The following is a 13,127-nucleotide window of genomic DNA, read 5'->3' as shown; positions in this document are numbered from 1 at the left end:
GCCGTATCATATACCGAACGAACGGTCGGTTGGGATGGGTGGTACGGATGACGGAACAGCGGGCCGCCTCGTCGGCCGCGGACACCGCGATCGGCGGACCCCAGGAGCACTTCGACGCGACGATCGCGCGGGACCAGCGGATCGAGCCGCGCGACTGGATGCCGGAGGGCTACCGCAGCACACTGATCCGGCAGGTGGCGCAGCACGCGCACTCCGAGATCATCGGGATGCAGCCGGAGGGGGAGTGGATCACCCGCGCCCCGTCGCTGCGCCGCAAGGCGATCCTGTTCGCCAAGGTCCAGGACGAGGCGGGCCACGGCCTCTACCTGTACTCGGCGGCCGAGACCCTCGGCGCCGACCGCGCCGACCTCACCGAGCGGCTGATCGAGGGCCGGCAGAAGTACTCGTCGATCTTCAACTACCCGACGCCGACCTTCGCCGACGTCGGCGTGATCGGCTGGTTCGTGGACGGCGCGGCGATCTGCAACCAGGTCCCGCTGTGCCGCTCCTCCTACGGGCCGTACGCCCGCGCGATGGTGCGCATCTGCAAGGAGGAGTCCTTCCACCAGCGGCAGGGCTACGAGCTGCTGATGACGATGATGCGGGGCACCGACGCCCAGCGGGAGACGGTGCAGGACGCGGTGGACCGCTGGTGGTGGCCGTCGCTGATGATGTTCGGCCCGCCCGACGACGCCTCGCCCAACTCGGCGCGGTCCATGGCGTGGAAGATCAAGCGGCACAGCAACGACGAACTGCGCCAGCGCTTCGTCGACATGACCGTCCCCCAGGCCGAGAAGCTCGGCGTGACCCTGCCCGACCCCGAGCTGCGCTGGAACGAGGAACGGGGGCACCACGACTTCGGCACCCCCGACTGGGACGAACTGACCCGGGTCATCAAGGGCGACGGCCCGTGCAACGCCGAGCGGATCGAGCGGCGCCGCACGGCGCACGAGGAGGGCGCCTGGGTGCGCGAGGCGGCACTGGCCCACGCCGCCAAGCGGGCGGCCCGCGCGCGGAAGGGAGCGGCGGCATGACCGGCGAGAAGCGGGAGTGGCCGCTGTACGAGGTGTTCGTCCGGGGCAAGCGCGGCCTGAACCACGTCCACGTCGGCTCGCTGCACGCCGCAGACGACCGGATGGCCCTGACCCACGCCCGGGACCTGTACACCCGGCGCAACGAGGGCGTCAGCATCTGGGTGGTGCGCAGTGAGCACATCACCGCCTCCACCCGCGACGAGAAGGACCCCTTCTTCGACCCGAGCGGGGACAAGGTCTACCGGCACCCCACCTTCTACGACATCCCCGACGACGTCCCCCACATCTAGGAGCGCGGGCATGAGCGACGACCACGTCTACATGTCCCTGGCCGAGGGACACGGGGACGACACCCGGTGGGCGTACGGCACCGGCTTCGAGGACCCGCTGCACGGCGTGGACACCACCGTCCCGGCCGGCGTCGACCGCGACGGACTCGCCGCGTGCTGCCTGGCCCTCGGGGACGACGCCCTGGTGAGCGCCCAGCGCCTGGCGCAGTGGACCACCCGTGCCCCGGAGCTGGAGGAGGAGGTGGCCCTCGCCAACATCGGCCTCGACCTGCTCGGCCAGGCCCGCCTGCTGTACGCCCGCTGCGGCCAGGCCGACGGCACCGGCCGCGACGAGGACGCCTACGCCTACTTCCGTGACCCGGACGACTTCCGCAACGTGACGCTGGCCGAACTGCCCAACGGCGACTTCGCGTTCACGGTGGCCCGGCTGCTGGTGCTCTCCAGCTGGCGGCTCGCGCACTTCGAGCGGCTGTCCGGGTCGCCCGACCCCGTGCTGGCCGCCGTCGCGGCCAAGGGCGTGAAGGAGCTGACGTACCACCGGCAGTACGCGGCCGAGTGGGTGGTCCGGCTCGGTGACGGCACCGAGGAGTCGCACCGCCGCATGCGGGCCGGGCTCCAGCGGGTGGTGCCGTACCTGGGCGAACTCCTCGACGCCCACGACGCCCGGGACGAGGTCCTCGGCGTTCTGCGGCAGGTCACCGACGCGGCGGGCCTCGACCTGCCGGACGAGCCGCCGGAGGTGCCGCCAGGCGTCGACGGGCCCGGTCGGCAGGGCCGGCACACCGGACACCTGGCGCCGCTGCTGGCCGAGTTGCAGTCCGTGGCCCGCGCCGACCCGGAGGCGACATGGTGACCCCCGGAGGCGACATCGTGCCCCCCGGAGGCGACCCGGTGCCCCCCGGAGGCGGCCCGGTGACCGCCCTCACCCCGGCGCGGCACGCCCGGCACGTCGCCGAGCAGGTGCCGGACCCGGAGCTGCCCATGCTCACCCTCGCCGACCTCGGAGTACTGCGCGCCGTAGAGGTCACCGACGACGGCACGGTCGTCGCGCGCCTCACCCCGACCTACTCGGGCTGCCCGGCGATGGCCGAGATGCGCGCGGGCGTGGCCGCCCGGCTGAGGGAGGCCGGCTTCGACCGGGTGGAGATCCGCACGGTCCTCGACCCGCCGTGGACCACCGACTGGATCACCCCCGAGGGCCGGCGCAAGCTCACCGAACACGGCATCGCCCCGCCCGGCCCGGCACCGCGCCACCCGCCCGGACCCGTGCCGCTCACGCTGGCGCCGACGCGGCACCGGGTGACGTGCCCGCGCTGCGGTTCGGCGGACACCGAGGAGAGTTCACGGTTCGGCGCCACCTCGTGCAAGGCGCTGTGGCGCTGCCGCGCCTGCCGCGAGCCGTTCGAGTACGTCAAGGAGATCTGATGGCGGACCTGTCGGCCCCTGCCTGCGCGACCCCCGCTCCCGGCCGCCGCACGCGCCGCCGCCCGGCCTTCCACGCCCTGCGGGTGGCGGCCGTACGGCGGCTGTGCGAGGACGCGGCCGAGGTGAGCTTCGACGTCCCCGGGGAACTGGCGGAGGAGTTCGCCTTCGCGCCCGGACAGGCGCTCACCCTGCGCCGCGAGGTCGGCGGACGCGAGGAGCGGCGTTCGTACTCGATCTGCTCACCGGTCGGCGACCAGCCCCGCATCGGGGTCCGTACGGTGCCCGGCGGGCTGTTCTCCTCCTGGCTGGTGCGGGAGGTCCGGCCGGGAGACGTCGTGGACGTGATGGCCCCGACCGGAACCTTCACCCCCGACCTGTCCGTACCCGGGCACCACGTCCTGGTCGCGGCCGGCTCGGGCATCACGCCGATGCTCTCCATCGCCGAGTCCGTCCTCGCCGCCGACGACCGCTCCCGCGTCACCCTCTTCTACGGCAACCGCCGCACCGACTCGGTGATGTTCGCCGACGAACTGGCCGACCTGAAGGACCTCTGCCCGGACCGGTTCCAGCTCGCACACGTGCTCTCCCGGGAACCCCGCGAGGCGGAACTGCTGTCCGGACGGCTGGACGCCGGCCGACTGGCCGCGCTCGTCGACGGGCTGGTCGACGTGGCCGGGGCCGACCACTGGTGGCTGTGCGGCCCGCACGGCATGGTCCAGGACGCGCGACGGGTGCTGTCCGGGCTCGGAGTGCCCGACGACCGGGTCCACCAGGAGCTGTTCTACGCCGGTGAGGAACCGTTCGCACCCGTGCGCCGGGAGGACCGGCGGCCCGACGGACCGGTCAGCCAGGTCACCGTCGTCCTGGACGGCCGCTCCACCACGTCCCCGCTCTCCCGCGAGGAGCCGCTGCTCGACTCGGCGTCGCGGGTCCGGCCCGACCTGCCGTTCGCCTGCAAGGGCGGCGTCTGCGGCACCTGCCGGGCCCTCGTCACCGACGGCGAGGCCGACATGCGCCGCAACTACGCCCTCGAACCGGCGGAGGTGGCCGGGGGGTACGTGCTGACCTGCCAGACGTTCCCCGTCTCGGACGCCCTGACCGTCGACTTCGACAGCTGAGCGGACGGCGGACCGTGGTGGCGGGGCCTGGGGGATCTCGGCCTGGGGGTATGTCCGGCTCGGGCCGGTCGGGTGAGGGCCGGTCGGGTGAGGGCCGGTCGGGTCGGTCCGTTCCGGGTCGGACGTACGGGGGTGGGGCGGGGCGTTTCGTCGGGGGTGCTCCTCTGCGGGGGTCGGGGCGTTCCGTCACGGGCCGCCGCTCCGCGGCCCGGTCGGTCGCTTGACCAGGGCCACCGCCCTGGGTCCGGTCGGGGCGACATGCCAAGGGCGACCGCCCCGGGGCCCGGTCGGGGCGATGCGCCGCGGGGCACGGCTCCGGGGCCGGCCGGGGCCATCCGTCTCGGGCCGGGCATGCCGGGCCCGGCCGGGCCCGTCCGCCCGGGTCAGCCGCGCCGTGCCCGGCCGGTGCCGACCGGCGGGTGCCGACCGGCGGGTGCCGGACCGGCCCACGACGTGACCGGTCTCCGCCGAGTCGGCCTCCGCCGGTCCGGTCCCTGCCGGTCCGTGCCTTGCTGTACCGGGACACCGGACCGGTCCTCGCCGGTCCGGGCCTTGCTGTACCGGGACACCGGACCGGTCCTCGCCCGTCCGGGCCTTGCTGTACCGGGACACCGGACCGGTCCCCGCCGGTCCGGGCCTCGCTGTACCGGCCCCCGCTCAGCCCACCCCCGCTGATCCAGCCCCCGCCGGACCACCCCGCAGCGCCGCCCCGGGTACCACCAGGTCGGCCCGTCCCCGGGTCGTGGCGACCAGGGCCGCGTTGCGTTCGTCGGTGCGCCGTACCCAGGCCGCCGCCTCCTCGGGGGACTTGCCGAACCGCTCGTGCCGGGCGATCAGCCGGCGTACCCGTTCCGCGTCGTCGATCTCGCAGAACCAGACCTCGTCCAGCGCCCGCCGGACCCGGCCCCAGGCACCGCTGTCCAGCAGCAGGTAGTTCCCCTCCGTCACCACCAGCCGGGCCCCCGGTTCCACCGGGACGGCCCCGGCGATCGGCTGCTCCAGCACCCGTTCGAAGCCGGGCGCGTAGACGACGTCGCGGCACCCGTCGGAGTCGTTCTCGCGCAGGCGCCGCAGCAGCGCCGCGTACCCCGCCGCGTCGAAGGTGTCCGGCGCGCCCTTGCGGTCCCGGCGGCCCAGCCGGTCCAGTTCGGCGTCGGCGAGGTGGAAGCCGTCCATCGGCACGTGCGCGGCCCACGCCGCCCCCGCGTCCCGGTTCAGCTCCCGCACCAGGCGCTCGGCGAGCGTCGTCTTGCCCGCCCCGGGGCTGCCGGCGATGCCGAGGACCGCGCGCCGCCCGTCCACCGGGAGGGCACGGGCACGGGCCAGGAGGTCGTCGAAAGTCAGCGGCACACCCAGCAGTGTGCCACCGCCGCCGACCAGCCCCCGGGCCCGCCCCTGTGTCACGGACCACCCGATGGGAGGCGCTCTGGCGGGGAACTGTCACGGGTATGACCACGCAGCTCGGCCTCCCCGAAACCGTGCAGGCATGCCTCTTCGACCTCGACGGGGTCGTCACCAGGACGGCGGTGGTGCACGCCGCCGCCTGGAAGGAGACGTTCGACTCGTTCCTGCGCGAACGCGACGGCGAGGACTTCCGGCCCTTCACCGACTCCGACTACGACGAGTACGTCGACGGCCGCCCCCGCGCCGACGGCGTGCGCACCTTCCTCGCCTCCCGCTCCATCGAGCTGCCCGAGGGCGACCCCGACGACCCGCCGGGCCGGCAGACGGTCAACGGCCTCGGCAACCGCAAGAACGAGCTGCTCCTGAAGAAGATCCGCACCGACGGCGTCGAGGCCTACGACGGCACCCTGCGCTACATCGAGGCGGTCCGCGCCGCCGGCCTGCGCACCGCCATCGTGTCGTCCAGCGCCAACACCGTCGACGTCCTGCGCTCCATCGACGCCGAGCACCTCTTCGACACCCGGATCGACGGCGTCGTGGCCCGCGAACGCGGCCTGCCGGGCAAGCCGCGCCCCGACACCTTCCTCGCCGCCGCCCGCGACCTCGGCGTCGACCCCTCCCGCGCCGCCGTCTTCGAGGACGCCCTGGCCGGCATGGACGCCGGCCGCTCCGGCCACTTCGGCTACGTCGTCGGCGTCGACCGCGTCGGCCAGCGCGACGCCCTCTACGCCCACGGCGCCGACCGTGTGGTCGAGGACCTCGCCGACCTCGGGAGCGGCGCGTGATCACCGACCGCGCCTACGCCGTCGACCCCTGGTCGGTGCGCGAGACCGAACTCGACCTCGACCTCCTCGCCCAGAGCGAGTCCGTCTTCGCGCTGTCCAACGGCCACGTCGGCTGGCGCGGCAACCTCGACGAGGGCGAACCGCACGGCCTGCCCGGCACCTACCTCAACGGCGTCCACGAACTCCACCCGCTGCCCTACGCCGAGGCCGGCTACGGCTACCCCGAGTCCGGCCAGACCGTCATCGACGTCACCAACGGCAAGCTGCTGCGCCTCCTCGTCGACGACGAACCCTTCGACCTGCGCTACGGACGCCTCGTCGCCCACGAACGCACCCTCGACCTGCGCCGGGGCGTCCTGGAACGGGTCTGCGAGTGGACCTCCCCGGCCGGCTCCACCGTACGGGTGCGCTCCACCCGGCTGGTCTCCCTGACCCAGCGGGCCATCGCCGCGGTCGACTACGAGGTCGAGGCCGTCGACGGCCGCGTCCGGGTGGTCATCCAGTCGGAGCTGGTCGCCAACGAGAGCCTGCCCGACCCCAACGGCGACCCGCGCGCCAGCAAGGCCCTCAAGTCCCCGCTGGAACCGGAGGAGCACCACGCCCTCGGCCCCCGGCTGCGCCTGGTCCACCGCACCCGGCGCAGCGGCCTCAGGGTCGCGGTGGCCGCCGACCACCAGGTGGACGGCCCCGAGTCCACCACGACCGGCAGCGAGTCCAGCGACGACGTGGCCCGGCTGACCGTCACCTCCGTACTGGAGTCCGGGCAGCGGCTGCGGGTGCGCAAGACCGTCGCCCACGGCTGGTCGGGCGCCCGGTCCCGGCCCGCGATGAGCGACCAGGTCGAGGCCGCGCTGGCCGCCGCCGCGCACGGCGGCTGGGACGGCCTGGTGGCGGAACAGCGGTCCTACCTCGACGACTTCTGGGCCCGCGCCGACGTCGAGGTGCACGGCGACGAGGAGATCCAGCAGGCCGTGCGCTTCGGCCTCTTCCACGTCCTCCAGGCCGGCGCCCGGGCCGAGCAGCGCGCCATCCCGTCCAAGGGGCTGACCGGTTCCGGCTACGACGGACACGCCTTCTGGGACACGGAGATGTTCGTGCTCCCGGTCCTCACCTACACCGAGCCCCGGGCCGTCGCCGAGGCGCTGCGCTGGCGCCAGGACACCCTGCCCGCCGCCCGCGACCGCGCCGCCCAGCTCGGCCTGCGCGGCGCGGCCTTCCCCTGGCGGACCATCGACGGCTCCGAGGGCTCCGCGTACTGGCCGGCCGGCACCGCCGCCTTCCACGTGAACGCCGACATCGCGCACGCCGCCGTCCGGTACGTGGCCGCCACCGGCGACACCGGCTTCGAACGCGACACCGCCCTGGAACTGCTGGTGGAGACGGCCCGCCTGTGGCGCTCGCTGGGCCACCACGACCACCACGGCGTCTTCCACATCGACGGCGTCACCGGCCCGGACGAGTACAGCGCGGTCGCCGACGACAACCTGTACACGAACCTCATGGCCCGCTCCAACCTCCTGGCCGCCGCCGAGGTCTGCGAGCGGTATCCGGACGAGGCGGCCCGGCACGGCGTGGACGACGAGGAGAGCGCCACCTGGCGGGACGCCGCCGAGTCCGTGCACATCCCGTACAACGAGGAACTGGGCGTCCACGAGCAGCACGCCGGCTTCACCCGACACCAGCGCTGGGACTTCGCCCGCACCGGCGCCGGCCAGTACCCCCTGATGCTGCACTTCCCCTACTTCGACCTCTACCGCAAGCAGGTCGTCAAACAAGCCGACCTCGTCCTCGCGATGTACACCTGCGGCAGCTGGTTCGACGCGCACTGCGACGAGGAGCAGATCGCCCGCAACTTCGCCTACTACGAGCCGCTCACCGTCCGCGACTCCTCCCTCTCCGCCTGCTGCCAGGCCGTCGTCGCCGCCCAGACGGGCCAGCTGCGCCTCGCCTACGACTACGCGGCGGAGGCGGCCCTGATGGACCTGGCCGACCTGGAGCACAACACCCGCGACGGACTGCACATCGCCTCCCTCGCCGGCACCTGGATGGCGCTGGTCGCCGGGTTCGGCGGCACCCGGCGCGACGGCGACATGCTCCGCTTCTCCCCGCGGCTGCCGGAGAAGTTCAGCCGGCTGGCCTTCCGGCTCCAGTTCCGCGGCCGGTGCCTGCGCGTCGAGATCGACGGCGGGAAGGCGACGTACACCCTGCTGTCCGGGCCGCCCATGCGGGTCGGCCACCACGGCACCGTGTTCACCGTGAACGGGGACGGCCCCGTCGTCCGCGCCGTCCCCCCGCTCACCCCGCGCCCGGAGCCCGAACAGCCGCCGCACCGCCGCCCGAACGCCCGCTGAGGGGGTCCGGCGACTGGCCGGTTCTGGCCTGCGCTGCCGCGCACCCCGGGTTAACTTGATCTCGTTCACCCGGGGTTCGCCCGGGGTTCTCCGTATGTACGGGTGAGGGGTGCACATGGCCGACAGCGCGCACGCCGTCCTGACCGGCGGGCGGCGGGGCGGCCCGGCGCCGGGGCCCGGCGCCCCCGGACGCCTCCCCGCCACCCGCCTGTTCGCCGCCGTCGCCTGCGCCTTCACCCTGGCCCAGCTCCTCCTCGTCCGCCCCGGCCTGGGCCTCGGCTGGGACGAGATCGTCTACGTCAGCCAGGTCACCGGACACCACCCCGCCGCGTTCTTCAGCGCCCCCCGCTCCCGCGGCCCCTCCCTGCTGGTCGCCCCGGTCGCCTCCTGGTCGTCCTCCACCGGACTGCTCCGCGTCTACCTCGCCGCCCTCTCCGGCCTCGGCCTCTTCCTCGCCCTGCGCGCCTGGCGCGGCCTGTTCCCGGCCGGCGTCCTCGCCACGGCCGGCGCCCTCTTCGCCACCCTGTGGGTGACCCTCTTCTACGGCCCCCAGGCCATGCCCAACTACTGGGTCGCCGTCGGCGCCCTGATCTGCGCCGGCTCCTTCCTGCGGGCCCGCGCCGACCGCTCGGCGCGGGCCGCGCTGTGGGGCGTGGTGGCGGGAGCCGCGCTGATGGCGTGGATGCGCCCGGCCGACGCCGTCTACGTCAGCCTCCCGCTGCTGGCCGTCGCCCTGTGGCGCCGCCACCTGCGGCTGCTCGTCGCCCTCGTGGGCGGCCTCGCGGCCGGGGGAGTGGAGTGGGTGGTCGAGGCGTACGCCTGGTACGGGGGCCTCGGCGAGCGGCTGCGCGAGGCGTCCCGCATCCAGGGCGGCCTCGGCTGGCAGATCGCCGTCGACGACCAGCTCCGCAGCCTGGGCGGACGCGCCCTGTGCCGCCCGTGCACCGGGTCGTTCCCGCACCCCGCGGTCACCCTGTGGTGGTTCGCGCTGCCCCTGCTCGCCGCCCTGGCCCTGGTGATCGCCGTACGGGCCGGACGCACCGCCCGCACCCTGCTGCCGCTCGCCTGCGCCGCGACCGCCGCCCTGCCCTACCTGTTCATGATCGGGTACGCGGCGCCCCGGTTCCTCCAGCCCGCCTACGCCCTGCTCGCCGTCCCGGTCGCCGACGCCCTGCGGCACCTGGTGCGCACCCCCGGCGGCCGGTGGCGCCCGGTCGCGGCGGCCCTGGTCGCCCTCGCGCTGGCCGGACACCTGGCGGCGCAGTACGCCGTACTGGACCGCACCGTCGACCGCACCACCCGCGCCCGCCAGGACTGGGCCCGCGCGGCAGCCGAGCTGCACCGCCTCGGTGTGCGCCCGCCCTGCCTGCTCACCGGCCACGAGGCCATCCCGCTCGGCTACTACACCGGCTGCTCCTCCGGGAACACCGCCGGCCACAACGAGAACACCACCCCCGCCGAGGTCGCACGCACCGCCCGGCGCCTCCCGGTCGCCGCGGTCACCGCTCCCGGCGGCGCGGTGCCCGGCTACGCCCGCACCTGGACCCCGCACCGCGTCGGCGACCTGCGTGTCCTCGTCGCCCCGCGGCCGGGGCCGGCCGGCGACGGCTGAGGGGCGGGTTTCCGGCCCGGCGGCATCAGGTAGGACTCCGGTTGTCGGTATCCGGGCGAAGGGGGAGAGGCATGGCGAGCGCAGAGACGGACGGGCGGCCGGTGGCGGAGTTCTTCACGCCGGGGACGTCGTCCTTCACCGAATTCCTGGCGGCCCACCGCCCCGGACTGCTGGTCACGCGACGCGTCCTGTCCGACGGGGTGCGCGCCTCGGACGACGTACCGCACGGCACCACCGTGCTCGCCCTCACCTACCGCGACGGTGTGCTGATCGCCGGCGACCGCCGGGCCACCATGGGCAACCTCATCGCCCAGCGCGACCTGGAGAAGGTGCACCCCGCCGACGACCACACGGCGGTGGCGTTCGCGGGCACCGTCGGGCTCGCGCTGGACATGGTCAAGCTCTACCAGGTCGAGCTGGCGCACTTCGAGAAGATCGAAGGCATCCCGATGACCCTGAAGGCCAAGGCCACCCGGCTGGCGACCATGATCCGGCAGAACATGGGCCAGGCCATGCAGGGCCTCGCCGTCGTGCCCCTGCTCGCCGGCTACGACGTCACCGCACCGGGCGGCGGACGCGGACGTGTCTTCTCCTACGACGTCGCCGGCGGGCTCTACGAGAAGGACGGCTTCCACGCCGAGGGCTCCGGCTCCCCGTACGCCCGGGGCGCGCTGAAGAAGCTCTACCGCGCGGACATGTCCCGGCGCGAGGCGGTCCTGGCCGCGCTGCACGCCCTGTGGGACGCCGCCGACGACGACTCTGCGACCGGCGGCCCGGACCTCGGCCGGGGCATCTACCCCGTGGTCTCGGTCATCACCGAGGCCGGGGTCGAGCGGCTCTCCGAGGCCGAGACGGAGCGGCTGAGCCGGGAGATGGTGGAGCAGCGCGACAGCCGGCCGGACGGACCGCCCGCCGCCCTCTGACCTCTTCGCCGCCTTCTGGCTCCCTGCCCCTCGACGCCCGCTGAGGTTAAAGATCGCGTGACGGGAAACGCGAAAGCAGACCGAGACGCCCCAGGCGACGCAGCGCGAGCGAGAGGGAGGCAGCGATGGGCACGGACCCGATGGCCGACGATGTCTACCAGCCCACCGGAAGCAACGAGGAGCAGGAGGACGCCGCGCCGCTGGACATGGAGGACGCGCTCGACGAGCGCACCTACGACGACACCCTCGACGAGGGCTACTCCCCGCCGGAGAAGCCGCTCGGCGTCGACAAGGTGGGCACCACCGCGGCCGAGCAGCACGACGGCGAGACCCTGGACCAACGGCTGGCCCAGGAGGTGCCCGACGTGTCCCCGCCCGCCGGCGACGGCATCGGCGACAGCCCGGACGGCGAGGGCGAACCGGTCGACCCGGAGGCGGGCACGGACCGCTCCGGGCGCCTGGTCGCCCCCGACGAGGGCGTCCGCACCGACACGACCAAGGAGACCGTCGCCGAGGACGTCGGCATCGACGGCGGTGCGGCCGGCGCGGAGGAGGCCGCCGTACACGTCATCGAGGACGACACGGACCTCCCCTAGAGGACGGCACAGCTGTCAGGGCAGCAGCTTGTCCAAGGCCGCCGGGCCTTCGGCGGCCAGCTTGCGCCGGGCCCATTCCAGGTTGCTCTCGGTGAGGTCCCGTCCGGCCGCGAGGACCACGTCCTCGGGTGACACCTCGGTGCCGGTACGGGCGTGGAGCAGGCCGTCCGGGGTGACGCGGTCCTCGTCCGCGCCCGCCCCGGACGGCCGGGAAGCGTCGGGCTGTGGTGTCGACATGATCGGTACGCTCCTCGGGGTCCGGATCGCTGGTTCGGTCCCGGTGTCCATCTCCCGGTCCCGAATCTCCCGATATCACCGTAACGTCCCCGAGGGGCTCGGGCGCCCGGAGGAGCCGCTGTGGAGCCCCTGAGGGGCCCTAGAAGGCCGTGAGCGTCAGCCGGATCCCGGTGGGCGCGGTGTCCTGGATGTAGGAGGCGAAGTCGGCGACGTCGTCGAAGGCGAAGCCGTACGCCTTGCCGTCCTCGGTGGCCGCGTGCATCGCCTTGGCGTAGTGGTTGGTGAGCGCGGTGCCGTAGAACGCGGCGGGGTCGGTGGCCGGCTGGGCGGGCGAGGACAGCAGCGTGGAGCGGTTGAAGCCGGCGCCGAGGACCGCCGCGACGGGGCCGGTCGTGCCGTCGTTCGGCGCGGCCAGCGCGCCGTCGCAGAACAGCACGTCCCGGGTGGACGGCTTGGCGAAGGAGACCGAGGCCGGTCCGCTGAAGGTGAACCGTTCGCCGCGCACCCGGCCGGTGAACGTCCCGGCGTTGGTGGTGACGGTGAGGTCCTTGCCGGTGTAGGTGCTCCACACCTCGTCGATGTACGGGGCGAAGTAGTCCTTCGCGAACAGCCCGGCGTCCAGCCCGTGCCCGGGGGCGATGATCCGGGTGTCGTCGACGACCAGCGGCGCGAACTCCTCCACCTGCCGCACCGCCGCGAACGCCGCCGCCCGGCCGCCGGCCTTCACGGTGCCCGTCGTCTGGTCCTTGGCGCCGGTCAGCCGGATGGCCATCGGCACGCTGAACATGTCGACCATCGTGGTGTTGCAGAACATGCCGGAGGCGTTGTAGGTGAACTCCGCGCAGTCGTGCAGCACCCCGTAGTTGGGGTCGGACGACACCCAGCCCGCCGGGTACTGGAGCGCGGCGTTGCCGGCGCCGTCCGTGACCGCCTTGAACTTCAGCTTCTCGCCGAGCGCCACGTAGATCCGGCCGGACATGTACGGCAGGGAGAGCCGGGTCTCGTCGCCGCCGGAGAGGCTGATGGCGTAGTCGGTGTAACCGTCGGCGCCGTTGTCGGACAGGGCGATGGGGGCGAGGGTGCCGTCCGGGGCGAGCCGCACCTGCTTGCCGTCCACGTTGCCCACGACGTAGAGGTGGACGTCGCCGTTGCCGAAGGAGCCGGTCTCGTTGACGACCGTCAACGGCAGCGCGCCCGCCGCCCCGGTGCCGGCCCGGGCCGCGTCCGAGCCGTTGTCGGCGAGGGCGTGCGGAGCGATGGCGGCGATGGCGGGTGCGGCCACCGCCGCTCCGCCGAGGGCGACGAGCAGCTTGCGGCGGCCGAGCGGGCGCTGGTGACGAGCGGTCATGTGG

13 protein-coding genes are annotated in these 13,127 nt (G+C 74.1%); 10 read left to right on the top strand and 3 right to left on the bottom strand.

The genetic code is table 11. The features are described from left to right. Positions 1 to 47 precede the first annotated feature (47 nt). The 5 genes from paaA to paaE are packed head-to-tail and all read left to right on the top strand — an operon-like array spanning position 48 to position 3,867. Entirely contained in the window at positions 48 to 1,034 is a 987-nt protein-coding gene (gene paaA / locus ACIQR3_RS06365) for a 1,2-phenylacetyl-CoA epoxidase subunit PaaA (RefSeq protein WP_403534908.1), read from the top strand. Beyond that, positions 1,031 to 1,324, top strand: coding sequence for a 1,2-phenylacetyl-CoA epoxidase subunit PaaB (gene paaB / locus ACIQR3_RS06360; RefSeq protein ID WP_403534905.1), 294 nt, complete (start codon positions 1,031 to 1,033; stop codon positions 1,322 to 1,324). Before paaA ends, paaB begins: the two co-directional genes overlap by 4 nt. 10 nt (positions 1,325 to 1,334) lie before the next feature. Beyond that, positions 1,335 to 2,177: a 1,2-phenylacetyl-CoA epoxidase subunit PaaC gene (paaC, locus tag ACIQR3_RS06355; protein ID WP_403534902.1), complete on the top strand. Its 843-nt coding sequence runs from the start codon at positions 1,335 to 1,337 to the stop codon at positions 2,175 to 2,177. Further along, positions 2,171 to 2,749, top strand: a complete 579-nt coding sequence (paaD, locus tag ACIQR3_RS06350; protein ID WP_403534899.1) for a 1,2-phenylacetyl-CoA epoxidase subunit PaaD — start codon at positions 2,171 to 2,173, stop codon at positions 2,747 to 2,749. The genes paaC and paaD overlap by 7 nt, the downstream gene beginning before the upstream one ends. Continuing rightward, on the top strand, positions 2,749 to 3,867 hold the full coding sequence (gene paaE / locus ACIQR3_RS06345) for a 1,2-phenylacetyl-CoA epoxidase subunit PaaE (RefSeq protein WP_403534896.1): 1,119 nt from the start codon (positions 2,749 to 2,751) through the stop codon (positions 3,865 to 3,867). Before paaD ends, paaE begins: the two co-directional genes overlap by 1 nt. 657 nt (positions 3,868 to 4,524) lie before the next feature. Here the strand turns inward: paaE and ACIQR3_RS06340 are convergent. Continuing rightward, on the bottom strand, positions 4,525 to 5,217 hold the full coding sequence (locus ACIQR3_RS06340) for a nucleoside/nucleotide kinase family protein (protein ID WP_403534893.1): 693 nt from the start codon (positions 5,215 to 5,217) through the stop codon (positions 4,525 to 4,527). Between the two features lie 98 nt (positions 5,218 to 5,315). On the opposite strand from ACIQR3_RS06340, the gene ACIQR3_RS06335 reads away from it, so the two are divergent. The 5 genes from ACIQR3_RS06335 to ACIQR3_RS06315 all read left to right on the top strand — a co-directional run bounded on the left by ACIQR3_RS06335 (position 5,316) and on the right by ACIQR3_RS06315 (position 11,538). Next, a complete protein-coding gene (locus tag ACIQR3_RS06335) occupies positions 5,316 to 6,056 on the top strand; it encodes a beta-phosphoglucomutase family hydrolase (protein ID WP_403534891.1) in 741 nt (246 codons plus the stop codon). Next, a complete protein-coding gene (locus ACIQR3_RS06330; RefSeq protein ID WP_403534888.1) occupies positions 6,053 to 8,407 on the top strand; it encodes a glycoside hydrolase family 65 protein in 2,355 nt (784 codons plus the stop codon). Before ACIQR3_RS06335 ends, ACIQR3_RS06330 begins: the two co-directional genes overlap by 4 nt. 115 nt (positions 8,408 to 8,522) lie before the next feature. Continuing rightward, complete coding sequence (locus ACIQR3_RS06325) at positions 8,523 to 10,019, top strand: hypothetical protein (protein WP_403534886.1); 1,497 nt, start codon at positions 8,523 to 8,525, stop codon at positions 10,017 to 10,019. A gap of 71 nt (positions 10,020 to 10,090) precedes the next feature. Continuing rightward, complete coding sequence (prcB, locus tag ACIQR3_RS06320) at positions 10,091 to 10,942, top strand: proteasome subunit beta (protein ID WP_403534884.1); 852 nt, start codon at positions 10,091 to 10,093, stop codon at positions 10,940 to 10,942. 125 nt (positions 10,943 to 11,067) lie between these two features. Further along, positions 11,068 to 11,538 (top strand): DUF5709 domain-containing protein, encoded by a 471-nt coding sequence (locus tag ACIQR3_RS06315; RefSeq protein ID WP_403534881.1) that lies wholly within the window; start codon positions 11,068 to 11,070, stop codon positions 11,536 to 11,538. 15 nt (positions 11,539 to 11,553) lie between these two features. Here the strand turns inward: ACIQR3_RS06315 and ACIQR3_RS06310 are convergent, their stop codons facing one another. Together ACIQR3_RS06310 and ACIQR3_RS06305 are read right to left on the bottom strand one after the other, a co-directional pair. Further along, positions 11,554 to 11,775 (bottom strand): hypothetical protein, encoded by a 222-nt coding sequence (locus ACIQR3_RS06310; protein WP_215166975.1) that lies wholly within the window; start codon positions 11,773 to 11,775, stop codon positions 11,554 to 11,556. Positions 11,776 to 11,914: 139 nt separating this feature from the next. Further along, positions 11,915 to 13,123, bottom strand: a complete 1,209-nt coding sequence (locus tag ACIQR3_RS06305) for a beta-1,3-glucanase family protein (RefSeq protein ID WP_403534879.1) — start codon at positions 13,121 to 13,123, stop codon at positions 11,915 to 11,917. Between the last annotated feature and the right edge of the window lie 4 nt (positions 13,124 to 13,127).

Origin of the sequence: Streptomyces sp. NPDC090994, from assembly GCF_044768905.1 — a bacterium.
Taxonomy (GTDB): Bacteria; Actinomycetota; Actinomycetes; order Streptomycetales; family Streptomycetaceae; genus Streptomyces.
The sequence above is the reverse complement of the archived record's forward strand: the minus strand, read 5'-3'. Positions and strand labels throughout refer to the sequence as shown.

Coding starts and splice junctions, on each gene's coding strand:
- ACIQR3_RS06305 (WP_403534879.1), bottom strand. CDS start 13,123: ATGACCGCTCGTCACCAGCGCCCGCTCGGCCGCCGCAAGCTGCTCGTC.
- paaD (WP_403534899.1), top strand. CDS start 2,171: ATGGTGACCCCCGGAGGCGACATCGTGCCCCCCGGAGGCGACCCGGTG.
- prcB (WP_403534884.1), top strand. CDS start 10,091: ATGGCGAGCGCAGAGACGGACGGGCGGCCGGTGGCGGAGTTCTTCACG.
- ACIQR3_RS06335 (WP_403534891.1), top strand. CDS start 5,316: ATGACCACGCAGCTCGGCCTCCCCGAAACCGTGCAGGCATGCCTCTTC.
- ACIQR3_RS06310 (WP_215166975.1), bottom strand. CDS start 11,775: ATGTCGACACCACAGCCCGACGCTTCCCGGCCGTCCGGGGCGGGCGCG.
- ACIQR3_RS06315 (WP_403534881.1), top strand. CDS start 11,068: ATGGGCACGGACCCGATGGCCGACGATGTCTACCAGCCCACCGGAAGC.
- paaB (WP_403534905.1), top strand. CDS start 1,031: ATGACCGGCGAGAAGCGGGAGTGGCCGCTGTACGAGGTGTTCGTCCGG.
- ACIQR3_RS06325 (WP_403534886.1), top strand. CDS start 8,523: ATGGCCGACAGCGCGCACGCCGTCCTGACCGGCGGGCGGCGGGGCGGC.
- paaE (WP_403534896.1), top strand. CDS start 2,749: ATGGCGGACCTGTCGGCCCCTGCCTGCGCGACCCCCGCTCCCGGCCGC.
- paaC (WP_403534902.1), top strand. CDS start 1,335: ATGAGCGACGACCACGTCTACATGTCCCTGGCCGAGGGACACGGGGAC.
- paaA (WP_403534908.1), top strand. CDS start 48: ATGACGGAACAGCGGGCCGCCTCGTCGGCCGCGGACACCGCGATCGGC.